Below are 23788 nucleotides of genomic sequence, written 5' to 3' on the forward strand. Positions count from 1 at the left end.
GTATTTTAATCCATGGCTTCAATCAGACACCACATACTCTTTGCGGATCGAGTCAAAGAAGGTATCAAATGTCACGGGTTCGCGTATGGGATCGACGACCAGCATTGCGGATATCCGAAAGCTCAGATTGCGTTCCTTTTTTTCGCCGGTTTCGAGATCCACCTTCACATTTTTCAGCCGGGGTTCGAACCGGGCAATGGTTCGCTCCACATCCTTTCGGATTGTTTGTCTCACCTTCTGGCTGTCTGTATTTTCGCCTGTAAAATCCTTCAGTCCGTAAGTGACCACGCTATTTTCCAGTTCGCGAAACTCTGCCGGCAGTACCGTGATATCCCGGCGGCTGTTCAGCAGGTTTTCCAGGTCCCTGACCACGGAAGCCTTGACCTGCCTCACATTCAGAAGACGATACTGGACAGACTCACGAGAATTTCCGGGATCTTCATCAATGAGCCTGTCCAGCAGGGATGCCTGGGCATTGTCCATTTGAACTTAACCCTTAAACTCATTCGCCCCGATATCATATTTAAAGGGCATCGGACTACCTCCGGTGCCGTCCGGCTTTTGCTCCAAATACGTATATTCAACTTCCCTGAAATTCAGGGAGACGTTTTCGGTTAGCCGATCTTCCCCTCCGGATCCGCCGGTGGAAACCGATGTGACAAGCACGTCCTTCATTTTGATGACGATGTATTCCAGCGGTTTTTTGCCCGCTTTTCTCACAAACAGATCAGCGGTATCTAGTTTTTCGCCGGTCGAACATGCCCGCAGAAGACCATTGGACGCATTGTCCACATATTTCGTCACGCTGATATCCTGAAAGCTGGCTTTCCCGGAACCACCACCGCCGCCCAGATGAAATGTGCCCGAATTGCTCACGCCCCAACTCCACGCTAGCACGTCGATTTCATCCTTGTGCTTGTGGTCTTTGCTTTCCCCTTTGATATTGTTGGATAGTTTGAGGAACATATCAACAGCCATGACCAACCTCCTTTTTTGGGTTGCACTGCACTGCGGTTAATATTGCATTCACTTTAATCGCTAATTTAATCTAAGTACGTTGGTCTGCGTTTTCCGGCCAGCACCTCCTTTCAGAAACTACATTTTCAGCAATCCGGAAGGTTTATCCGCCGGCAGGTGGCGGCAAGTCTGCAACCAGTCTCAGAGAGACACTGAGCTCGTCCAATTGATAATGAGGCTTCAAAAAGGCAACTGCCCGGTAGGCACCCGTTTTTCCAGGTATTTCAGTAACGTCAACGCGTGCTTCGCTCAACGGGTACTTGGCCTTCATCTCCTGTCCCGCGTTGGGATCGCCAAGGGTGTAATTGCTGATCCATCGATTGAGAAAATCCTGGGCATCGCCGCGGGTCATGAAGCTGCCGAGCTTATCCCGCATCATGGACTTGAGATAATGGGCAAACCGCGAGGTGGCCATGATGTATTGGATCTGGGAAGAGAGCCGCGCATTGGCGTTGGCATCATCCGAATCATATACCTTGGGTTTGTTGGCCGACTGGGTGCTGAAAAACGCAGCGAAGTCGGTACCCTTGCAGTGAACCAGCGGGACGAAACCGAGATCGGCAAGTTCTTTCTCGCGTCTATCGGTGATCGCAATCTCCGTGGGGCATTTGAGGGCCACATCGCCTTCGTCGGTTTTAAAGGTGTGCACCGGCAGGCCCTCCACCAGTCCACCGCCTTCCACACCGCGGATGGCGGCACACCAGCCGTATTTGGCAAATGCGTCTGTCAACCGCGTACCTAATGCATAGGCGGCATTGCCCCATAGGTATTTGCTGTGATCGGTACCATCCACTTTTTCTTCGAAGTTAAAGGCTTCAACGGGGATGTTGGCTTGCCCGTAAGGTTGTCGCATCAGAATGTGCGGCACACACAGCGCTACGTACCTGGCGTCTTCGGTGTCCCTGAATGACCGCCATTTGGCATATTCCGCACTCTGGAAAATCTTGGACAGGTCGCGGGGGTTGCCCAATTCGGTGAAGCTGTCAAGGTTGAACAGGCTCGATCCCGCCGCGGAGATAAAGGGGGCGTGGGCAGCCGCAGCCACCTGAGACATTTTCTCCAAAAGGGACAGATCCTGGGGATGGTTGCCGAATTCATAATCGCCGATAAGCGCACCGTAGGATGCCCCGCCAAACATGCCGAACTCCTCTTCGTAAATCTTCTTGAACATGGCGGACTGGTCGAATTCACTGGCTTTCTCCATGTCCTTGAGCAGGTCTTTTTTGTTGACGTTCATCACCCTGATTTTCATTCGCTCACCGGTCTCGCTTTTGCTCACCAGATAGTGCAGCCCTCGCCAGGACCCCTCCAGTTTCTGAAAATCCTCATGGTGCATCACTTCGTTGAGCTGATCGGAAATCAGCTTATCGATCTGGGCGATCCGGGCATTGATCATGGCCTCGGTATCTTTGGAAATGGTCATGGTTCCTTCCATGACCTGCCCTACAAATTCGCTGATCAAATCCTTTGCGTAGGCTTTCTGGTTTTCCTCACGTGCCAACCGCCCCTGGCTTATAATCTGATCCAGCAGGCCTAGTTCCTCCTTTACCTCCTGGGTCGACGCTTGCTGGGTCTGTTGTTCTTTTTCTGTCATGTCATCCTCCTGGGTACCCATTCAAGATTACCGGATATCAAAGGCACGATTGATTCATGCGATGATTACACCGCCGATCGATCAGGACCCTACTCTTTCTTCTCATCAACACCGGCCTCTTTGCCAAGCTTTTCGATGGAATCCGTGCTGGCCAGCACATCCTGGAGCAGCTCGTCCAGTTTGTCGTTGCCGTCCAGTTTCGCCAACAGGTCGGACAGCCGCTTCCTGGCTTCCACCAGTTTGCGAACCGGTGTCACCTGTTCCGCTACCCGTTCCGGATGGAAATCGTCCAGGGATTTGAAACGCAGTTCGACGGCCATTTTCGAATCGTCATCGGTCAGTTTGTTGTCCACCCGGTAAGCCAACCGAGGTTTCATCCCGGACAACACCTGGTTAAAGTTATCCCGGTCGATCTCCACAAATTTTCGATCTTTTACTTTTGGGAGGGGCTCGTCCGGTTTTCCCGAAAGATCCGCCAATACGCCGACGACAAAGGGGATTTCTTTCATTTCAATGGCATCACCGACCTCAACGTCGTAGGTGATCTGGACGCGCGGTGATCGGACCCTGTCCAAGGTGTGCTGCAAACTTTCGGCCATGGTGTTCCTCCTTTTAACAATTGGGGCAATGCTTGGTTTTTATGGATTGCCTGCGTATGGTATGCTTCAAATGGATTTGTGCCACAACCGTCATTATCGACGGTGCTGAAGCGCCTTGGTCAAATCGATGGTACACATTTTTTTAAAAATCTCTTCGGCCCGGTAATAGTCATCGCTCCCCTCCTCTTCATGGATGAGGCACCGGTAAAGGGCGCCCAGAACATCGGCCACCCAGACGGGGGATTCCCAGCGTTCGAGTCCCAGTTCTTCGAGCATGGTGTTCAACTGCTCGGCAATAGGCCGGGCCAGATCGGTCCGGTTGGCCTGGAGGCAGAGTTTGGCCATAAGCAGGCGGTACCGGTTTTTCGACCGAACACTGGAGACACTGCATGACGCAGAAAACAATATTTCCAGCGCTTTTTTAATTCCATCTTTATTCAATGCAGTCAGGGCAGTGTTCCACAGCGCACCTTCGTGGGACTCGGTATCCGATATCATGCCCACGACGATCTGCCCGTGTACCGACGCCGCGGCAGCAGCAATCGCCGATGGTGCCGAAGCGGAACCACCGGTATCATGGGGCGTCCTTTCGCTCGTGGACGTTTCCTCGTCATCTGCCGGTTCAGGATCGGGATCGAGCTCCTTTTTCTGATTCAGTGTCTTGGAGACAAAACGTTGACAATCCTCGAGAGCCTGCTTGAAGTCCGCCGTGCGCGGCGCCTCGCTGCCGAATTTCTCGTCGAGTAGGTTGTCAAAACGGCTAAAAGACACGATACACTGGTCGATCTGGCTGTTGAGATCTTCATAGAAGGCTTTCGAGGAACGATTCACCGCCGATTCAAAATCTTCGAGACCAAGCTTTCCCTCGGCAATAGCTGCCTCATCGGACCCGACCTCGGTGGCCTCCTTCCACTTGACCCATGAATAACCGCCGCCCCCGACTGAAGGGTCGGTAAGGGGCATTTGCTTCACGGGGAGCCACAGTTTGTCGTTCAAAAACTCCAAGGGTCCGATGCGAAAATCCAGATCATCGTCCTCGATCTCCGGATACACGTGTTCCCAGAACGTTTCCATCAATCCGCAAAGTGCTTGGAGCCCTTTATCCAAGCCATTGAAGCCATCTGTTTTGATGAGCGCTTCGATCAGCCAGACGGCAATCTGGATGTCTTTGGTTTTTTCAGTCAACGCCTCAACGGCAAGCCGCTTTACCTCCACCCAGTCCGCCGTTTTGACTTCCCGGTCCCAATCACCGCGATCGAGAGCGTCTTCCTCTCGCCGGGCTTCCTGTATTGAATCGTAAACAGGCGTGTAGCGTAGGTTCTCACCCGCCGGGTTTTCGCCATCGATAGGCCTCAGAATGACGTCAAGATCGATCAATGCTCATCCCCTTTCTCGTCTGGGTCAGCAAGTGTAAAAACCGCCTCTTCAATTTCAAAAATGGAACGGTCCGAACCTCCGACATCGTATACGTGCTGTCCAATGGCTTTGGCATAGGGTCCTCCCAGCGGTTTCCAGTCAGTGAGCCGGCCAAGCCGGATGCGGTCGTCATCACTGGCAGAGGAATGGGGATAAAGCACCGGCAGAAAGCAGCCCATGGTTAACCCCTCCCAGGTGGTAATCCGTCCTTTTGCCCAGATGAGATCGATCAGGGTCTGGGGCGGAGAAACCGCAAACTCGCGGATATTGGCGATGGGCACCCACAGATAGCGTTCGTATTCGATGGCTTCGATGAAGTAGGTCAGGGTCGTGTCGGTCTCTTTGAATCCTTTGAAAGGCTGTCCATTGAGGGTTCCCCGGACGTCGGGCAGCCCGGCATCGATGCGGGCCAACAGATTTGCGCCGTCATCGATCTTTCCCTTCTCCAGCAGGTCCAGAGCTTGGAAAAAGTCCTCACTGTATTCGGGGATATCGGGAAAGAAAGTGGGACGCTGTTGCCTCTTCGACACCGCGATTCTCTCTTTTTCCGCCTGTATCAGGTTCTGATAAACGGGCACGTTCATCTCCGGCGATGCCAGCTGGCTGGCAGCGATATCCAGTTGCCGCTGGGCCTTGTCCCATTCCCCGCATAGAAGCATGACCTGAAACAGCAGGGATCTGGCCTGAATATCGGCAGGGGTTTTCTTCACCTGGTCGACCAGCAAGGTTCTGGCAGGATTGATCTGGCCGTCCAGAATGAGGGCTTTGGCATTCATGTGCTCGGTTTCCTTAATGTTATCGCAGAGTACTGAATTTATCATTTTACAAGCGGTCCGTATAGCCTTTTTAATTATTAAATCGGGTCATAGCGACCATAATTCGACAAAATCGTCGGTCACCAACGGTCGACTGAAAAGCACCAAAAAAGATTTCTCCGGACTGCCGCCCATGAAAACGGTATTCGGTGTGCCTGAATAATGAGACTTTAATGCCTGATGCCAAGCGCCGGCCATCTGAAACGGTTCGCCCGGGTTCCCGGTGTCCAGCGATACGACAAGCTTCTGCTCAGTCTGAAGGATTCGGGCCTTTTCTCGGATTTCAGACATAATAATTTTTTTTATCGGTTCTGCCTCCCGGCCACTCAGATCGCACGAAACCATCCTCAGCGACGATTTCCAGCCGGGTACCGGTGTTTCCATGCGCTGAAGATCCGCCTCCAGGTTGCCGATGTCCTCCATTCGCCTGGCGGCGGTGTATTCCATCTTATTCCATGTCGAGGATAGTACGACAGGCAGAAGATTCCAGTGCGGCTCCCATCGGTCCAGATACCCCTCACCCAGCAACATCATTGGATACGGTCTGCCGACACCGTCGCCACTGCTCTTTCCGAGACCGCACACCATGATATTCTTTTTCAGGCCACGCGACCAGAATCGCCATGAGTAAATCCCGTTTCTTTGAGTCGTTTCCGGAATTCGAGTAAACCCATCTTCCACCCATTGGGCAAAAGCCTGGGCAAGCGGTCGTTGGAGGTTGATTTGAAAATAGTCCCTTGCCGCCGGATGCTTGCCGAATGCCGCCCATGACCAGCGGCCCCACCCCATTAATTTCCCCAACATGTTGTGATTTCCTGGGGAACCCTTCCGGGTGATGCCCGAAGCAGTTGAACGACTTTCTGGTGGCCGCTGAACTGATAGCGCGGAGTGATATAGGTGATGCCCATCCGTTTTAAGGCAGCCTCCGAATCCGGAAAGTCCGAAGGTTTGAAGGTCCGTTGGCCGGTCTGGAAATCCTTTAGAAATTTTGCAAAGCCTTGATAGCCATCGTAAACCCGGGTCAGGATCAGATTTCCGATTTCAATTTTAAAAACTACATCTCCGCAGTTTTGGGGTGACCATCGAAAGGTCTTTTTCACCGGGTAATGGAGATTGAGCAGCCTGTTTTTCTCATCCCCGCATTGCAATTCCAAGGAAGTGGCATGGGGTTTTATGGCCGCATCTGCGTTGGCGTCGGTGGGGTATGCCTTGATGGTCACGCTGTATTCCGACGCCACCGGCTTGGTCACGCTGGCACCACGGGTTAAAAAGGTCAGAAAATCCACATCGATGTCCAGCGCCTTTCCGTCAACTTTTTTGGCGTAGAATCCTTTTCCGCGGCTCCTGGCAATAAACGGTTCTGCCGGGCCCTTTAAGAATTTAACCGCGTAGCCATCCGATCCCATGAGCAGTTGGTTCAGGTTGGCCCCCCGGGGCACATCCTGCACTTCCAGGTAGACCTCTTTTTCCCACAGGCTTTGAAGATGACATTGGGTTTCACGCGCGGCATACTCCTGATAAAATTGGATGGGACCATTGACAAGGTCCCAGAACACCGCTGTATCCTTCTTTTCCCGGCCAAGGGTTGCCTGGAGCTGGTTTTCACCCCGACGGGCCTTGAAAAAAGGAGACTCGCCTTCTGCAGGATCTTCGCTGAATAGGTCGGAAGCCATCTTGAAAGCAATTTTACGCGATTCGGTCATGGGCATCAGCCCGTTCAAGGCCGCCTGATACTGGTTGAAGGCTTTTCCCGCTTCAATGCGGTCCTCGAAGCTGAAGGCATCAGCGGCTTTTACGCCGATTGTGCTTTCGACCCGGCCGATTTTTGATGTGACCGTTTGCGTGGCTTTCTGCAGGATAGTGGCGGCCGCCTGGCCAGCTTTGCCGTCGGCTTTGGCCTGAAGTCGAGCCTGCTTGAAGCGGTATACCATATCTACCCAGGCCGGTCGTGCTTCATTCTGCGCCACGACGTCGAGTTCGGCAGCCATCGTATCCAGCAATGCCAGATAAGGTCCTTTTTCCGACGCCAAGATGGCTCCGACCTGCCGCCACTGGTCCCGAGTTTTCAGGCGCTGGGGCGCAGATGGGAAATAGGCGGCGAAGGCGCTCCAGGCATCGATATAGGCCCGGGCATACCAGTTTTTGAAATCCAGTTTCTGGGAGCCGATGGCCAGCGGTTCGAACAATGCCCGCTCAATTTCACCGATATATCCGTCTATCGCCGATTGGCCCTTTACGGTAAAAGCCGGTGCCACGGCAATGTCATCGGAACTCGGTTCCAAGCCCCCCCAGTAATCCGCCATGGTGACGCCGGCCACTTCGCCATTGATATTCACCCAGTCCACCAGCCAGTTAAGTCTTGCCCCATCGAAAGTAAGAATGTGTTTCAGCCAGGTCTGCAGATCTTTCACCTCGTCATTGAGAGAGGTGTCCGACGCCCTCCAGGTCAGGTAATACAGATAGAGTTCGGAAAGCTTGTCCGAAATTTCATCGATGGTCTGGACTTCCAGCAAAGACGACGGATAGGGGGTCGCGGGCCTCGCCATCAGCGCCTCTAAATCCGCCCCTTCCATCCGCAGGCGCAGCAGGTTGATCCGGCGCGCCAGGTGCATGACATGGTGGCCCATCACATCGGGGGGGGTGGCAGCGCTGAACCGGGTCATGCGCACGGCCATTCGCTTATCGAAATCGTCCAGGAAGCCGGCTTTGAAGATATCGCAGTATCGCTGCTTCAATCCTGCCTCTACCCGGTTGCTTTCCGTAAGTCCCAGACGGGGGATCCACCAGTTGGCGTTTTGAGCCTCTACCTTGCTCACGGCCTGGCGAAAACGATCGAGCGTCAAGACGTCTGTGGTGAGTTCCCCCTGAAGCACCGGCGGTTTCGAAAACTGACCGGATACGTCCCGCAGGGACTTCAGATTCTTCACGAAGGAAAAACTCAGCAGCCCGCAGATGGCAATAATGACAGCCACCCAGGCGGTCAACCCGATGCTCTTGGTTAACCGGCTCCACTCCAGCGTCTTCTGGGTAGGCGCGAACAACCCCCTGTCCGCCGGGAGAATGCGTGAAAAAAAATCATGAAGAAAAAGCCCCCGGTTGGTTCCCGGCAGGACTTCCTTTTCCCCGATCAGCCCCATGGCATTGAGAAAATGGGAGTATGGCGTGCCCTCCTGCCGCCCGCTGGAAAAGTAAATTCCCCGCAGGATAGGTGTCTCTTGATAAGGATTTTCCTGAAACGCTCCCCGCATGAATGCATTGAGGCCGGGTTCTATCTTTTCAAATTCTTCCGGTAACATCAGCAGGGAGGGATCGGCCTTTTTGCCCTTGGCGCCACTCAGGTTCAAAATCAGCAGCCGCAGTTCCTTGAGCCGTTCGGCCATGGATCGGACCGTCTGGCCGGAAAAGGCGTTCATGTCGGCGGACAGGGGATGATTCAGCCGCCCCATGGCCTGCTGCAGGACCGAATCGTCCAGATGGTCGCAGAACTTTACGGCCCCTTGAATCAGGTCACATTTGGTCACCATGATATAAACGGGAAACTTGGCTCCAAGCACCCGCATCAGTTCGTCCACACGCTGGCGTATACTTTTACCTGCGCTCTCCATCTTTCCGGCATCGCTTTCCAGGAGTTGATCCGCGGCCACCGCTACCACGAGGCCGTTGAGGGGTTCCCGCTTTCTGAACTTAGCCAACAGAGAGAGGAATTTTTGCCATTCGTCGCGGTCGCGCCCCTGATCAACGGGAATAGCGTAGCGGCCGGCGGTATCGATGAGGATGGCCTGCTCAAAAAACCACCAGTCACAGTTCTTGGTGCCGGAAATTCCGGATGCACGGGTGATCTCGGCAAAGGGAGAAGAGAGATCTGCACCTTTGATGGCCGTCGTTTTACCGCAGCCGCTTTCACCGATGATCATATACCAGGGCAATACGTACAGCGGATTGCCATATTTTTTCAGATGAGACTTACGCAGGGCGTCGATAGCTTCTTTCCAACTCCCCTGCAACTCCCGGGAACCGGCCTGTTCTCCTGAGGAGAGGCCTTTGATTCGTGATTCATCCTGGGCAATGATTTGTTGAACGAATTTCTGTTCGCTCTTGCGGGCCATCAGTTTTTTAATGAAAAGCAGGCCAAGTAAGATGCCCAACAGGCCGATGACAAAAAAGATACCCACCCACAACGGCCATCCAATCATCAGCACCAATCCGAAAATCAGCAGCAGCACCAGTGCGGTCAGCAGCAGAAACAGAAAGACTTTGAGAGTTTTAATTATCAACGATTTCATTTAGGGCCCCATATTAATAAGGGATTGTCCGATATTGCCAAGAATGAACCGGTATACCAGAAACAGTACCCCATAAAGCAGCACCGGCGCACCGGCACAGATCAGGGTAAAGGCGGAAAAGCGCTTCATTTTTGGGCCGGCAGCCGGGAGCTGAGCGCTGTCCGGCGCATAGGCGTCTGGAAAAAGAGTGGCGCGTTTCAGATCAGGCAACCCCATCGAACTGCCGGTGAGCAACTTCAAGTTCGATATTTTAAGCTGTTCCAGCATAAAATCATCGCCTTCATTGCAGTATTGGCCGGTAAATCCCATGGCCAGACAGAGGTAATAGATTTCACGCACATCCAACTGATGGGGGCCGATGGTGTTCAGCCGTTCGAAAAACAGCTTCCCGGCATCGGCGGTATTATAGTAGCGCCGTTGCAGCTGTTCGCCCAGCCATCGGTTTTTCCCCTCCCAATGAGAAGAGAGAATGGTTTCGTCGATCCAGGCAAAAACGGCAAAGCGCGCCATGTCATAGTCCGCAGATGAAAATCCGCCTTTTTGACAAATGGCTTCACTTTGGGCAATGAGACGTCGGATATCCGCCTCTACCTGTTCAAAAGCGGCCTGCCCGCCGGTACCCGGCCGGATAACCATGGCGGTGTAGGCAATCAGTTCAATAAAACAATCGCTCAGACGCATGATTAGCTTCTCCCCACGGCCATCAGCTCCGCTTTCAGGTCCTCGGGAGCGGCATCCCAGTAGAGGGCCAGGTTGTTTCCCTGCTGCACCTGGGCCCAGGGTTCCCCGTGATGGTCGATCTGGAAATAGAGTGTATTGGCCCGCCGCGGCAGTTCCTGTGGCGGCGTCTGCAGATAGGTCAGCTTTATCCCCGGCAGGGAGCGGGCAATCAGAATCGGCAGATATTCCCGGGAACTGAATTTGGCAATCTGCTCCACGGAGGAGAGAACGGCCTTAGGATCCGATTCCGTCTCCAGGGCCAGATAGAATCGATTGCGTCCTTCAAAAATGGCCGGCGGCAGATCCGTAGCGTAGTAGGTCCCGTCGAACAGCAGGGGCATCATATATTCGGGACCGGCGGTAATCTCGTCCAGCAACTGCGTGATCAGGCTCTGGGCCGAAGAGAAACAGTGCCAGAGGTCCTGATGCCGATACGCGGGTACGAGCTCGGTGCCGTCATCCATCACACCGGTGACGGAAATGCGTTCGGAAAAAGTGGTCATTTCACCGATAAGCTGACGCAATACGCCATAGGTCGTCCAGGGGTGGACCTGGCCGGCTTCGGTCAGATGCACCAGCATGGATACGTAACGGTTCAAGCTGCGAAGCGCCAGCAAAAAAACCATATCCCGGCTGCCGAATTCAGCCGTGTGGATGCCGCGGTCCCGTTTATAGGACTCCAATTGCCGGCCGCGTGCGGAAACCTGATCCCGGACTTCCTTGATCAGGCGCACCAAGGCGGGAACTGCCGCAAGGTTCATACACGGGGGAATATACTGGTCACTCAGGGTGATCGCATCGCCCTGCCGCTCCAGTTTGACCAATGGGATCAGTTCGTAGTCTCCCAACTGGTCCTTTTCGGTTTCCCAGAAAAAATGCAGGACCAGATGCAGATGCCTTACTTGGGCACTGGGGCCGTTTCCGTGAAGGTCCTTGAACTCCCCGGCATCCTCGGTCGTGACAAACCGGGTGGTTACTTCGCCAATGCGTTTCAAATCCTGAACCACCGTGACATTTTCCCCTGAGGGACTGAATTTTTTCAATCCCAGGTAGACCATGAAGGGTTTCCCGCCGTCCTCCCAGGCGCTTTCAAAGGATCGGGACTGAATCACGGCATTGTCCGGGATCACGGCATAGGTCATGTCCTGAAAAAGAAATTCTCCGCTGGTCAGACCGATAGATCGGTTTCCCAGAGCAGCCGACTTCACCGCCATACTCCCAACACCCCAAAAATGGGGCATCAGCTTCTGGTGCAGGGGCTCGATCAATGACCGGGTATAGCAATCCTGTAGCTGGAAGTGCTGGGGCTGCAAAAACAACCCCTGATGCCAGTAAAGGGGTCTTTCCATCGGACTACATTCCTTCCGGCGTTGAAGTGGATATCGTGGTGATCTGCTGGGGTCCGAGGATCAGATCAATCTTCAGGGGTGCCGGCTTGCGGGTCTTGGCTTTCTTGATGAACCCTTTTTTCTCTACATATTCAGGGATATTCACCATTTTTACCATGCGATCCTTTTCCAGTATATAATACCCGGCCACAATGGCCACATAGCGGGCGCCTTCGGCACGATCCAGGGTCATCTCGATATCCTGGCCGGGCTGGAGGATCATCCGTTTGGAGGCTGCGGCACCGTCACCAAACAGGCTGCACTCCAGAAGTTTGTATAACCCGTCTTGATCATTGGACAACTGGTTGAACGTGTTGGGGTCGGACAACTGGTATGCACACAACAACAGGGTATGCGCTTCGCCCTCGTCCAGGTTGAGCTTGCTGTCCGCCTTGATGTGCATACGGATGGCTTCCTTTTCGTAAGTCCACTGGGGCGGCGGCAGCTGTTTGGCGGCACATGCGGTTAACATCAACAGCGACCCGGCGATCAATACTGAAAGAAATCGTTTCAAATCAGCCTCCTTATTTTCCGAATTTGGTCTGACAGTTCTTTTCAAATTCCCGTAAAAAATCTTCCATGAAACGCCCGGAACTGAACCATTTTTGAATCTTTCCGAAGCGTTCTTCGTATATGTCAAACATTTCAGCCTTTTTCATCGGACCGAATTTCAACCCTTTTCCCACTTCCGCGGCCACTTGTTCCGGATCCAGAACACTGAGCACTTGCTTGACTTTGGCGTAGGCTGCTTCTTTAAATGACTGCTGAGAGGTTAAAAACGCATTGCTGATCTGATCCAGGTATGTTTCCAACGAATTTCCCTGCCCTTCCCCTTCCAAACGGAACCCGATCACCTGGCGGATGGTCTGCTCGGGAGACCCTTCTCCGGTAAAAGTCATATTGATGACACTGATCAGCTGATTCAGGGTGTTGAAAATGGTGTTCAAGGATTCGGCCAGTTTCTCCAGCAGTTCACTGGAAGAGAGGTCGTCCATGGAGACCTTGCGTCCCAGCAACAGGGAACAAACCCGTGTCAGCACCTCCTCATCGGTCTCGCCGGTCATCGATGGACGGCAGGTATTCCCCAATCGGTTAACCACTGATTGCAGGGCAGCAATCCTGGAATGACTGTCCAGCCCGGCCATCTGTTCCTTGAGGAAGGCCTCCACCGAATCGGCCGATACATCGCCATCAGCTTCAAATTGGGCGGCAAGGCCGGATGAAATGCGGTTGGTCATTTTCTCATCGGCCATATCCCGCTTACTCCTTTTTCACGTCGGATCGGATGATGATGGTCTGTTCCATGATATCATCATCCTCATCATTTGCAGAGCCTGGGACCACACGCCCGGAACCCTCCCGCGGTCCTGATTGCGGAGTGCCGCGAGAAGGCTGCGGTGAGATCGGCGGCGGGGGTGGTGTAATTGTCGTTTTTAACTGTTCGACACCGTCACGATTGGCCCTGCGCGGCGTTTCAACCATCGTTGCCGCCAATTCGTCATCCGCATGCCCTGGTTGAATTTCCGGTGAAGGATTCAATGGCGCATTCCCGCCGGCAGGATTGATAATCACCGTGGCATCCAGATCTCCCCCACTGGCTGATCGATCAGGAGTAGACTGGCGAGAAATACCGGCCCCTTGAATCATGGTGGCGTCCAGATCCTCATCGGGCAACGGTGCCTCCCTGTCGGGAGTTGGCGGCCTTCCTGTGTTGAGAATCACCGTTTGCTCCAGATCCTCATCCGGACCAACTGCCGATGATGGCGGGGGACCGGGACCACGTTGAACCACTGTCGCCGCCAGATCATCCTCCCGATCAGGCAACAGCCGGTCATTAGGTGATGGTGCCGAAATGACAACCGTCTGGTCCATGTCATCCACGGGAGTTGACGTCTCGGGCGTGGAAGCGTCGGTTCGCATCACGACCGTCTCTTCGATATCATCATTCCACTGCGGTTCTTGCAGGGGAGGGCCAGGGGCACTGTATTGACTTGTCTCGGACGGTGGTGCGGCCTGCACAGAAGAAAGAACCACCGTCTCTTCAATACCCTGTTCCCAGCCATTACCCTCCGGCTGCTGCGGTGGCATGTCAGGGAGGTCGGTTGCATGAAGACCGGCACTCGTTGGCAGCCCGTCGGCGTTTGGCTGATAAGGTTGGTCCACTGACGATGAGAATACGATGGTTTCTTCCACGTCCGGATTTACCGGTGAAACATCAGGGTCCGGCTGGCTGCCGGCGGCATCCGCCTCCGCCTGCCACTTTTCCAGGATGCCGCGAAGCACCACAGCAATTTTGTCCGATTGCGCAGGTTTTTCATGGTCCGTTGCAGCTATCTCCGGCCCTGAAAACATCTCGGACTTGACTTGTTCCCGTAACTCCTCGAGCGCTGCCAGAAATTGACGGTTGTCCCATACCGCGCTTGTTTTCAAGCCCGCATGAACCAGTTGAAGTCCGAGGCGCAATGCATTTTTCCAAAAAACTTGCCATTTTTCAGCAAGTTCCCGTTGATCCGGCGACCAGAAAATCTGGTTGCCGGCAAATGCCCCTGCAGGATCGGACGTCTCTATTTCAAGTTTCCCGGTTCCTTTTTCAATATCCATTTGATCAAGCAGCTGTCCCACTTCAGCGAATACGGAATCTGCTTTCTGACGGGAATTGACCATCAACGTTCGAAACCAGACGGCTCCCAGGAAATGAAGGCGAGGCGCCTCAGGCATGATGGGTGCAAAAGGACTGACCTGAAAGGTGCCAACGGCATCCAGGATACGGATGTTGAAATTCCAATAAGCGGGCAGTCCCGCGCCAGATGGGTACAGATCGACGCCAATGCCTTCAAGGGACAGATCAAACTCTTGAACAGACACCGGGTCATCAGCGGGGATGAGTTGATGGAATATCTGCTCCAAAAAGGTGAGTTTCAAATAGAGAATTTCAAGAAACTGTCGGTCCTGATCCTGAAACAGGAATCGGTTTTGCCCGGATGGAGGACCGGCAATATCCGCGGGCCAGGGTGCAGAAGCCTGGTCTCCTGAAATAAGGGCAAGGAATTCCGCGGCGCGGCATGTGGGTGCCGGAAACATCATCATGTAAAACGGAAAAAAGGAAAACGGGACGATGCGCCGGGATACCAGCGGTTCAGGGCCGTAACACGCATCCCTGTCAGGGCATCCCCGGCAGGGCAGATCCGTTTCGTCCGGGAATTTAGCAAGCAGCTGTTTCCATTGGACTGCCAGGGTGCTTGCATCATGGACAAAATCCGGCATCCCGGCCGCTATTTCACGGCAATAAAAAGATGATGCGTCGGACAGTGTCGCACAGGAGCCGCAATACAAAAAACGCTCCAGGGATTCGGAATAGATTGGCAAGCCTCTTTTTTCAAGAAGCGCATCATCCCGGCAAAGTGTCAGCGCCAATCCGCATTGCGGGCAGACCGGATGAAACCAGTGTTTGGTTTCATGGCAGCAGAACAAGGGCTGAAGCGGCTTGAATTCGCCTTTTAGATTAACCTGGTGTTTGAAAAAGAGCGGGGCTTTTGTGGGTCCGCTGTTTTGGTAAAAGGAAAAGGCATTTTGCCAGGCGGTCTCCACACTGCTGTTGTTGACCGGTAAAAGTGAACGGGGCGTATCGTAATGATCCCTTTGCAGAACCAGAAGGACCTGTCGAATCACGTCACCACCATCGGTTTTGATGCACCCGGAAATGGTTTTGGAAAACGGACCGATACAAAAGGTCGATCCGAAGGTACCGATGTGTTCGCCAGAGGGGGGACCCAGATCAAGGAACAATCCATTAAGATCGGTTTCAAGGCAATTGATCAGAGAGGGATAATTCTCAGTAACGTCCACAGGTGTATCCCATACTTGTTTTTTATCCCCGTCAAGCACCGATAAAGTTCATACGGCAGGGGAAATAAACGCATTTTTATAAGAACGACGCAGGCTAAAAGTCAGCCTGCGTTGGCAATGTGGAAACGATTCACCTTTAGGAGCATAAGCTTTCGATCGGCGCTTAAAATTTTCGATTTGTATGTTTTGCCTTGAAATTTTAAGCTATTACAAACTATTCAATAAATGACGAATTGTCAAGGCGGATTTGGCTCAGCAAATATCTGGCAAATAGTTTGCGTGGTTGTATAAACGTGTTCTGCATAGGCGAGAAGACGCTAAACTCGAAAAGAAATCGCGGTGCAGGGGCAATAGGAAATGACAACAAAACAAATTTTATGTTTGAAAATCGTGGCACACGGCAACCAACCAAGAGCGATACTTTTTTAAAGAGCCCTTATGTTTTCAGAGGCTTGGTATAAATTTGACGCAAAATTCGATGACCAGCGTGGGTGGTTACATTTTCCAGTTGAGCTACTTTCTCGTCAATTCATTGACGCTTCTGGTTTTTTTACTGCGTTCCGACTGCTTTCATCGACAACCAGTAGCAGGTGTCGCATAGGTCTTGCCAAAGTTAAGTGATGTCGCTATAAATTATTGCAATGATTGCATTTTCCCCCTTTTTTTTCTGAGAAGAAGGAATATATAAATACAAGAATAATCAGCTAATTGGAAATATACAGCAAAAATGTGATGGATTTCCTCGCTGTTTTGTGGGAATCTCATCGCTCATAACTGAATGGAAAACAAGATATGGAAATTGGAAAAACACTTGCGGGCGAAACCAATTTATCAAGGCAACTCAATTTTGAACTTTTGTTTCTCACGCTAATTTTGCTTCTTGGCCTCTATCTTCGTTTGTTTACAGTGTCTGCAACTCAAATTGACACGCCCTTTCGTGCAGATGCCAGACAATATACAGCATACGCCTACAACCTTCGTTTGCATGGCGTTTATTCCAGCAATATCGAAACGGTTAAAAATACCACCATCGCCCCCAAGCCGGACGCCTTTCGCTCACCGGGCTATCCGGTTTTTCTCTATCCGTTTACCTTGACAAAACGATTGGACCGATTTGCAATCAATGTTTTTTATGTTCAAGCGATTCTGAGCGCTCTCACCATAGCTATTGTTTATTTTCTCGGTCGTACCCTGATAGGTGCCACTGGTGCCATTATCGTCGCCACACTAACGGCAATCAGCCCGCACCTCATCAATCTCAATGTATACCTATTGACCGAGACCCTATTTACTTTTGTAATCGTGCTGGGTATTGCTTTGATAGTCTCAGCGTTGAAAACAAATAAGGATTTCGAATGGATGCTCGCGGGATTCACTTTAGCTTTTGCAGCATTGATCAAACCCACAGTTCAATATTATGTCATCTTTTTAATATTATTCATTTTCATGTTCTCCGGGATGGACAGGAAAATTAAAACCAGTTTGCTGGTTGTCCTACCGTTTTTCACGGTCTTTTCTATCTGGCTTGTGCGCAACCTGTTGTCCCTGGGCTACCTCTCCGATCCGGCACTGACGATCAACACGCTTCACCATGGTATGTACCCGCAATTCATGTACAATGGTCAGGTCCATTCGTTTGGATTCCCTTACCGGTTTGATCCCAACAGCGCAACAATTTCCAGTTCCCTTCATAATGTGATCACTGAAATAGCTCGCCGATTTCACACACATCCAACGGAACATCTTATTTGGTATCTATCCAAACCGTTATATTTTTTCCGTTGGGAAATGATTCAGGGCAGTGGCACATTTATTTACCCGGTTCTGGACTCCCCTTATGGCTCATCGTCATTGTTTATTTTCATTAACGGTTTAATGCGCATGATTCATCCAATATTGATCGCCTTAAGTTTTTTTGGGGCGGTAATTGCCTGGCTTCCCAAACACCGGCTGTCCATGGACCACAGCCATTCCCTCACGGCACGTCTTCTGTCATTGACATATGGCTATTTTATCCTTGTTCACATTGTCGGCGCGCCATTTCCCCGATATTCAGTCCCCATTCGCCCGATTACGTATATTCTTGCGATTTTGCCCATCTACATCGCTGTAACTGTCATCCGTAAAAAAAGATCGGCAAGCAGGCTTGCATTAGGGGTCTAAATCAAAAAAGGAGTGGTAATGATCGATCAAAAAAGGATTCTGGTGACAGGCGGAGCAGGTTTTATCGGATCTCATTTATGCAGCAAACTGATTCGTGAAGGCAACGATGTTCTATGTGTTGACAATCTGTATACCGGCAGAAAGAAAAATATTTCTGAGCTGTTAAAAAATGTTAACTTTGAATATTTGCGGCATGATATTACATTCCCCCTGTTTATTGAAGTCGACGAAATCTATAACCTTGCCTGCCCTGCTTCTCCGATTCACTACCAGAATGACCCGGTCCAAACGACAAAAGTGAATGTCCATGGCGCTATTAATATGCTTGGGCTGGCCAAACGGATAAAAGCAAAGATATTCCAGGCATCGACTTCCGAAGTTTATGGCGATCCAACAGTACACCCGCAACTGGAAAGCTATGCGGGAAATGTCAACTGTATTGGTCCACGATCATGTTACGATGAGGGAAAACGCTGTGCCGAAACCTTGTTTTTTGATTATCGCCGCCAACACGGGCTCAATATTAAGGTTGCACGCATATTTAACACTTACGGCCCCAATATGCACCCAAACGACGGCAGAGTGGTGTCCAATTTTATCATTCAGGCGCTTAAGGGAATGCCCATTACAATTTACGGTGATGGGTCACAAACGCGTTCTTTTTGCTATATTGACGACCTGATTGAAGCGATAACACTTTTAATGGCAACGCCAAATGATGTTACCGGACCGATGAATATTGGAAACCCTGACGAGTTTCAAATTCTCGAACTGGCGGAAAGAATAACTGAACTGACCGGTTCCCGCTCTGAAGTCGTTTTTCAACCACTGCCCATGGATGACCCCAAACAACGCAGACCGGACATTACCCTTGCGCGACAAACGCTGAACTGGCAGCCCAAGATAAAGCTCAAAGAAGGTCTGGAAAAAACAATTCAATACTTTGACAACCTGCTGTCCCGGCCAGGCTGATTTTTTAAGCATTCGGTCTTCTGCCTAAAGTAAATAAGAAAATGAACTATATTGGAGCACGCTTTTGATTGATAAGAATGAAACCCATATGAAAATTTCAATAGAAACGCCTGCAAAACTCTCCGTTATTGTTCCATGCTATGATGAAGAGGATACGCTCAGCCTCTGTGTGGACCGGGTGCTGGAGATCGTAGACGATTTTTTATCGATAGAAATCATCATCGTTGATGATGCTTCGCGTGACAACAGTCTTACAATCGCCAATGATCTTGAAAAACGCCACAAACAAATCGTCGTCTTGAAACACGATACGAACAAGGGAAAAGGCGCAGCCCTGAGGACAGGGTTTCAAAAGGCAACAGGCGATTTTGTGGCCGTGCAGGACGCCGACCTGGAATACAACCCGATGGAACTGAAAAAATTGCTGATTCCCCTGCGAAGCAATCAGGCAGATGTGGTCATCGGATCACGGTTTCTATCTTCCGGGGCTCATCGTGTTCTGTATTTCTGGCACTCAATCGGCAACCGGTTTCTCACCCTGCTTTCCAACATGTTTACGGACCTGAACCTGACCGACATGGAGTCCTGCTATAAAGTTTTCAGGCGGGATATCATCCAGAAAGTCGATTTAAGGGAAAATCGTTTTGGCTTTGAACCTGAAATCATTGCCAAGGTTTCCCAAATGCGCGTTCGCATCTTCGAAATCGGCATATCTTATTCCGGCAGGACTTACGAGGAAGGTAAAAAAATCGGCGTGAAGGACGGTATCAGGGCATTGTATTGCATATTGAAATACAATGCCCACAAAGCCCCGCTGCCCATGCAATTCTTAATTTATTTGTTTATTGGCAGTGTTGCGGCGCTATTCAATCTTTTTCTATTTTTGGCCATTCTCAATGCGGGCGTCCCGACGTCAATCTCAGCACCGGTTGCCTTTGCATCCGCCGCAATCGTCAACTACCTTCTGTGCGTATTGATTCTTTTCAAGCATCAAGCCAGGTGGAAAGCACCGTTCGAATGGCTCGCTTACACGGTTGTCGTCTGTTGCGTCGCTTACGTAGACCTTGTAGTGACAGAGTTTCTCCTTAACGGTGGTTTATCACCGACAACATCTAAACTGACCGCCACGGGCATGGCCCTCATATTGAATTTTTTGGGCAGGCGCTTTTTGGTTTTTCCGGAAAAACCCAGCGGCCCTTGGATAAGGCAAGGTCAATAGGGTTGGTCTTCAAATGAGATCAATGTAGTTGAAAAGGGTGGGAAATATTTGTATTCACTTTCATTCGACCGGAAACAATATGTCGGGCTTCGCATTTTTATCAAAAAGATCGATGTTCCGCACAACCCTCTATGAATTGTTGTACAATGACGATTGCTGGATCTAACTGATACTATCAATTTAATAAACAATCGCAGCACGCTTGTCATCAGGCAACGGGGAAAATAACGTCATCGACATCCAACCGGCAAACTTCACCAATTCGTCAACTCGCCAGGCCTTCAGTTTCGCCTTTGTACTGATGATCATATGCGGGACCATTGTATTGTCCCTATATCATTTATCGGATGAGTTGTGGCAAGATGAAGTCTATACACTATTGCAGTTTGCGAGCAAGGGCCCCGCCTACCCCTTTTTTGATTACCATTTACCCAACAACCACATATTGTTTAGCGCCCTTTTGGCAAAATGGTGGACCCCTGGCAGTTCAGTCGAATATTTGCGGGCACTTCCACTGCTTCTATTTGCCCTGGCGATGGTTGTGTATACAGCTTCAGTGATCAATCTGGGCGGCAGGATTGCAGGTATCGCCTCCTTAATCATGTTTGCAGGCAGCACCGTCACCGAGAATTTTGCGCTTCAGCTCAGGGGATACGCACCTTCCTGGCTGCCCATCATAGCAGCAATGACAGCGCTACCGCGATATATGCAATCAGGTAATTGGACGTGGGCGATGGTCTATGTTTGTGCATCCGCCGTCAGCGTGGCGATTCTGCCTACCAATCTAATCTTCTGTGGGATATTTGTGGTTTGGGGATGGCTGCTAATCCTTCTGGATAGGAAATCGGATCTTTACCGTCGTGGAGGTCAGTTACTCATCATTTCAATTGGCCCATTGCTTGGTTTTGTTGCCTATTCCAACGTTCTGACCAATCTGATCAACCACTCCCAGCGGAAGATAAGTAATTGGAATCCTTTGTATTTGGCAATCCATTGGTTTTGGGCTGTATCTGCTGACTTTATTTTACTTATCCCTTTTATTGGTCTGGGTATAATCATAGCGGCGCGCAGCACCTTCAAACAGCCGGATTTTTCTGTCGGGCGTCCGGCAAACAATCTGGCTTTGTTGGCAGCCACAATAACAACTTTAGCGCTATGGTTATGCATTCTTCCCAACCCGCCGTTTCCAAGAAACTTGGTTCCGTTTCTTCCTGTATGGTATTATCTCTGTGGATACTTTTTTTCAGTGGGATGGAAACACTTTCTCGCAAATAATACTAAACTGAACCATGTCTTGTTCCTGCCATTTATCGGTTCAGTTTATCTCCTCGCCGTATTGACTCCGAATTGTTTCGGAATCAAGGGAAATAAAGAATTTCCACAGGATCTATGCACACAATATTATCATGAAGCGTTTTATCCAACCCGGACAGTTCAACTGTTGAATGATATAATAGGGGACAGGCAAATACCAGTCATGACTGACTATGATGGCATCTATTGTTTGGGATATGTCATAAAAAATTCATCGGACATTGATATATCTCTGGTTCATTACATAAGTTGGAAAAATAGTAAGCACCTTTCCGCCTCCCCTCCACGGATCATCGTCACGCGCAGCGTTGCGGAGCTGCAAAAAATGCTCAACAAAACGGGTGTTACTGCCGACAGGTATGTTGAAATCGCCAACACAGGTTTTTTTAAGATATATTCGGATTCATTTATGCCAAGTGAATTAGGTTCATAAGTAGATGAACGTTTTATAAGCCAATATATTAGAATCAGGCCTCAGGGTTATAAAGAACCGGGGGTTGCGGACCACACCAACCCTGTGGCATATATGTGTGGTTTAACTAAATCCATGGGCGATCGCTAATGATAGGAAGTGAACAAGTCGTGCAGTGTTCCCGGGGGGTGATTATTTTATGCATATCAAGCCATTTTCACCATAGAGATTCTTGATATTATGTCGTTTGTGAATTTACCAATGTCGCTGTAGCGCTGATTGTGCAGAACCCAATAGTTGAAATGGGGATCTTATCGTGATTATTTCCAAGACACCAGTAAGACTCAGTTTTTTTGGCGGTGGGACCGATTACCGCGAATATTTTGAAAGGAAAGGCGGCGCGGTTTTAGGCGTGACGATCGACAAACATATTTATGTAAGCGTCAACGTCTTGAGTGATTTTTTCGAATACAACATCCGCGTCGGCTATTCCAAATCAGAACTCGTTAAAAAGATAGACGATATCGTCCATCCAAGCGTTCGGGAGACCTTGCGATTCAAAAAAATGTCCGGAAATTTGGATATCCATATTTTTGCCGATCTTCCGGCCAAGACTGGCCTCGGTTCGTCTTCCTCCTTTACGGTCGGTTTGTTGAATGCCCTTTATGCCTTGGAAGGCAAAGCCGTATCCAAGAAAAAATTGGGAGAAGAGGCGATTTTCATTGAGCAGCAAATGATCAAAGAGCATGTCGGCTGCCAGGACCAGATTCATGCGGCGTATGGCGGTCTCAACATTATCGAATTCAACAGATATGAAACCACTGTAAGACCGGTGGTGATATCAAAAGAGAAATATCGTCTCTTGAACGCGTCGTTAATGGTTTTTTATACTGGATTGACGCGTTATGCCAGTAAAATCGCAGAAGAACAAGTCACGAATACAAAAAAACGCAACCTGGATGGTTATCTGAGCCAAATGCACCAAATGGTTTTTAATGCTGAGCGCATTATTTCCGATGAAACGTCGGAATCAATGATTCGGCAACTGGGTGAACTGCTCAACGAAGGTTGGCAATTGAAAAAAAACCTTTCGAAAAAAATAACCAATGCAACCATCGATGCGGCTTATGAAAAGGCGCTTGAAGCTGGTGCTTACGGCGGCAAACTTGGGGGGGCAGGCGGCGGCGGTTTTCTTTTTCTGCTTGTGCCTGAAGGCCAGCAGGCGTCCGTGCGTATGGCATTACATCAGATGATGGAAGTGCATTTCAATTTTGAAACTGAAGGCTCTAAGATAATATATCTAACTCAGTAAATGAAACCAACACTTGATGCCATAATTTTAGCCGGGGGGCTGGGAACGCGTCTAAAAGCGGCCGTCCCGAACCTGCCCAAGCCACTTGCACCGGTGAGAGGAAAGCCATTCCTCGATATATTGCTCAACCAACTGAGAACTCAAGGTATTTTCAAAAACATCATCATCGCAATTGGACACAAAGGGGAATGGATAGAGTACCAATACGGGAACAGGACCGACTGCGGTTTCAACATCTTGTTTTCGAGAGAGGACACGCTTCTTGGAACGGGCGGCGCTATTAAAAAAGCACTCGCTCTGACAACCTCGCAAAAGGTGATAGTTTTAAATGGCGACAGCTATATCGAGGTAAACATTTCAGAGCTTATCCAGTCCCATCAAAGAAACAGGGCTTCATTTTCAATTGTCTTGAAAGAAGTCCAAAATGCAGACCGCTATGGCAGTGTTGCGATGGATGAAACCAACAGAATCCTGTCATTTGCTGAAAAAAGGATAAACGGCGGTGTCGGCAAAGGATTCATCAATGCGGGCATGTACCTTATCAACACATCCATTTTCAACGCCATACCAAAGGAAACCGTATTGTCTCTGGAAACAGATATCTTACCGGAACTGGTAAAAGACCGCGTATACGGCTTTATTTCAACAGGAAAATTCATTGACATCGGTATTCCTGAAACTTATCACATCGCAGACACATATCTGGAGGGGTTATAGA

General features: G+C 50.3%; 19 protein-coding genes. 6 read left to right on the top strand and 13 right to left on the bottom strand.

All coding sequences use genetic code 11. The features are described 5' to 3' along the window. Positions 1-18: 18 nt before the first annotated feature. The 13 genes from tssE to ACHZBS_RS29375 all read right to left on the bottom strand — a co-directional run bounded on the left by tssE (position 19) and on the right by ACHZBS_RS29375 (position 14919). Entirely contained in the window at positions 19-483 is a 465-nt protein-coding gene (gene tssE, locus ACHZBS_RS29315; RefSeq protein ID WP_319410082.1) for a type VI secretion system baseplate subunit TssE, read from the bottom strand. A 6-nt stretch (positions 484-489) separates the two neighbouring features. Next, positions 490-978, bottom strand: coding sequence for a type VI secretion system tube protein Hcp (locus tag ACHZBS_RS29320; protein WP_319410083.1), 489 nt, complete (start codon positions 976-978; stop codon positions 490-492). A gap of 142 nt (positions 979-1120) precedes the next feature. After that, positions 1121-2611, bottom strand: coding sequence for a type VI secretion system contractile sheath large subunit (tssC, locus tag ACHZBS_RS29325; protein ID WP_319410084.1), 1491 nt, complete (start codon positions 2609-2611; stop codon positions 1121-1123). An 89-nt stretch (positions 2612-2700) separates the two neighbouring features. After that, entirely contained in the window at positions 2701-3210 is a 510-nt protein-coding gene (tssB, locus tag ACHZBS_RS29330; protein ID WP_319410085.1) for a type VI secretion system contractile sheath small subunit, read from the bottom strand. 93 nt (positions 3211-3303) lie between these two features. Then, positions 3304-4587 carry a type VI secretion system protein TssA gene (gene tssA / locus ACHZBS_RS29335; RefSeq protein ID WP_319410086.1) on the bottom strand — a complete coding sequence of 428 codons (1284 nt, stop codon included), beginning with the start codon at positions 4585-4587 and terminating at the stop codon, positions 3304-3306. Next, entirely contained in the window at positions 4584-5402 is an 819-nt protein-coding gene (locus tag ACHZBS_RS29340) for a type VI secretion system accessory protein TagJ (RefSeq protein WP_319410087.1), read from the bottom strand. Before ACHZBS_RS29340 ends, tssA begins: the two co-directional genes overlap by 4 nt. Positions 5403-5489: 87 nt before the next feature. After that, positions 5490-6245 carry a type VI secretion system-associated protein TagF gene (gene tagF, locus ACHZBS_RS29345; protein ID WP_319410088.1) on the bottom strand — a complete coding sequence of 252 codons (756 nt, stop codon included), beginning with the start codon at positions 6243-6245 and terminating at the stop codon, positions 5490-5492. After that, complete coding sequence (locus tag ACHZBS_RS29350) at positions 6230-9724, bottom strand: type VI secretion protein IcmF/TssM N-terminal domain-containing protein (RefSeq protein ID WP_319410089.1); 3495 nt, start codon at positions 9722-9724, stop codon at positions 6230-6232. Before ACHZBS_RS29350 ends, tagF begins: the two co-directional genes overlap by 16 nt. Then, on the bottom strand, positions 9725-10405 hold the full coding sequence (locus ACHZBS_RS29355) for a DotU family type IV/VI secretion system protein (RefSeq protein WP_319410090.1): 681 nt from the start codon (positions 10403-10405) through the stop codon (positions 9725-9727). 2 nt (positions 10406-10407) lie between these two features. After that, positions 10408-11793: a type VI secretion system baseplate subunit TssK gene (tssK, locus tag ACHZBS_RS29360; RefSeq protein WP_319410091.1), complete on the bottom strand. Its 1386-nt coding sequence runs from the start codon at positions 11791-11793 to the stop codon at positions 10408-10410. A 4-nt stretch (positions 11794-11797) separates the two neighbouring features. After that, on the bottom strand, positions 11798-12346 hold the full coding sequence (gene tssJ, locus ACHZBS_RS29365; RefSeq protein ID WP_319410092.1) for a type VI secretion system lipoprotein TssJ: 549 nt from the start codon (positions 12344-12346) through the stop codon (positions 11798-11800). A 10-nt stretch (positions 12347-12356) separates the two neighbouring features. Next, positions 12357-13085, bottom strand: a complete 729-nt coding sequence (locus tag ACHZBS_RS29370) for a hypothetical protein (RefSeq protein ID WP_319410093.1) — start codon at positions 13083-13085, stop codon at positions 12357-12359. Positions 13086-13092: 7 nt separating this feature from the next. Next, a complete protein-coding gene (locus ACHZBS_RS29375) occupies positions 13093-14919 on the bottom strand; it encodes a hypothetical protein (RefSeq protein WP_319410094.1) in 1827 nt (608 codons plus the stop codon). Between the two features lie 1551 nt (positions 14920-16470). Here ACHZBS_RS29375 and ACHZBS_RS29380 point away from each other — a divergent pair. The 6 genes from ACHZBS_RS29380 to ACHZBS_RS29405 all read left to right on the top strand — a co-directional run bounded on the left by ACHZBS_RS29380 (position 16471) and on the right by ACHZBS_RS29405 (position 23787). Further along, complete coding sequence (locus ACHZBS_RS29380) at positions 16471-17841, top strand: glycosyltransferase family 39 protein (RefSeq protein WP_319410095.1); 1371 nt, start codon at positions 16471-16473, stop codon at positions 17839-17841. An 18-nt stretch (positions 17842-17859) separates the two neighbouring features. Then, complete coding sequence (locus ACHZBS_RS29385) at positions 17860-18813, top strand: UDP-glucuronic acid decarboxylase family protein (RefSeq protein WP_319410096.1); 954 nt, start codon at positions 17860-17862, stop codon at positions 18811-18813. Positions 18814-18901: 88 nt separating this feature from the next. Continuing rightward, the gene (locus ACHZBS_RS29390; RefSeq protein ID WP_319410097.1) at positions 18902-20032 is read left to right on the top strand and encodes a bifunctional glycosyltransferase family 2/GtrA family protein; all 1131 of its coding nucleotides are present in this window, start codon (positions 18902-18904) and stop codon (positions 20030-20032) included. Positions 20033-20234: 202 nt separating this feature from the next. Beyond that, a complete protein-coding gene (locus tag ACHZBS_RS29395) occupies positions 20235-21779 on the top strand; it encodes a hypothetical protein (RefSeq protein WP_319410098.1) in 1545 nt (514 codons plus the stop codon). 295 nt (positions 21780-22074) lie between these two features. Further along, positions 22075-23070, top strand: coding sequence for a kinase (locus ACHZBS_RS29400; RefSeq protein WP_319410099.1), 996 nt, complete (start codon positions 22075-22077; stop codon positions 23068-23070). Next, complete coding sequence (locus ACHZBS_RS29405) at positions 23071-23787, top strand: nucleotidyltransferase family protein (protein ID WP_319410100.1); 717 nt, start codon at positions 23071-23073, stop codon at positions 23785-23787. It begins immediately after the preceding gene. Position 23788: the final 1 nt, after the last annotated feature.

Origin of the sequence: uncultured Desulfosarcina sp., assembly GCF_963664155.2 — a bacterium.
In the GTDB taxonomy this organism is placed as follows: Bacteria; Desulfobacterota; Desulfobacteria; order Desulfobacterales; family Desulfosarcinaceae; genus Desulfosarcina.

Coding starts and splice junctions, on each gene's coding strand:
- tssE (WP_319410082.1), bottom strand. CDS start 483: ATGGACAATGCCCAGGCATCCCTGCTGGACAGGCTCATTGATGAAGAT.
- ACHZBS_RS29320 (WP_319410083.1), bottom strand. CDS start 978: ATGGCTGTTGATATGTTCCTCAAACTATCCAACAATATCAAAGGGGAA.
- tssC (WP_319410084.1), bottom strand. CDS start 2,611: ATGACAGAAAAAGAACAACAGACCCAGCAAGCGTCGACCCAGGAGGTA.
- tssB (WP_319410085.1), bottom strand. CDS start 3,210: ATGGCCGAAAGTTTGCAGCACACCTTGGACAGGGTCCGATCACCGCGC.
- ACHZBS_RS29340 (WP_319410087.1), bottom strand. CDS start 5,402: ATGAATGCCAAAGCCCTCATTCTGGACGGCCAGATCAATCCTGCCAGA.
- tagF (WP_319410088.1), bottom strand. CDS start 6,245: ATGTTGGGGAAATTAATGGGGTGGGGCCGCTGGTCATGGGCGGCATTC.
- ACHZBS_RS29350 (WP_319410089.1), bottom strand. CDS start 9,724: ATGAAATCGTTGATAATTAAAACTCTCAAAGTCTTTCTGTTTCTGCTG.
- ACHZBS_RS29355 (WP_319410090.1), bottom strand. CDS start 10,405: ATGCGTCTGAGCGATTGTTTTATTGAACTGATTGCCTACACCGCCATG.
- tssK (WP_319410091.1), bottom strand. CDS start 11,793: ATGGAAAGACCCCTTTACTGGCATCAGGGGTTGTTTTTGCAGCCCCAG.
- ACHZBS_RS29370 (WP_319410093.1), bottom strand. CDS start 13,085: ATGGCCGATGAGAAAATGACCAACCGCATTTCATCCGGCCTTGCCGCC.
- ACHZBS_RS29375 (WP_319410094.1), bottom strand. CDS start 14,919: ATGATGATGTTTCCGGCACCCACATGCCGCGCCGCGGAATTCCTTGCC.
- ACHZBS_RS29380 (WP_319410095.1), top strand. CDS start 16,471: ATGGAAATTGGAAAAACACTTGCGGGCGAAACCAATTTATCAAGGCAA.
- ACHZBS_RS29385 (WP_319410096.1), top strand. CDS start 17,860: ATGATCGATCAAAAAAGGATTCTGGTGACAGGCGGAGCAGGTTTTATC.
- ACHZBS_RS29390 (WP_319410097.1), top strand. CDS start 18,902: ATGAAAATTTCAATAGAAACGCCTGCAAAACTCTCCGTTATTGTTCCA.
- ACHZBS_RS29405 (WP_319410100.1), top strand. CDS start 23,071: ATGAAACCAACACTTGATGCCATAATTTTAGCCGGGGGGCTGGGAACG.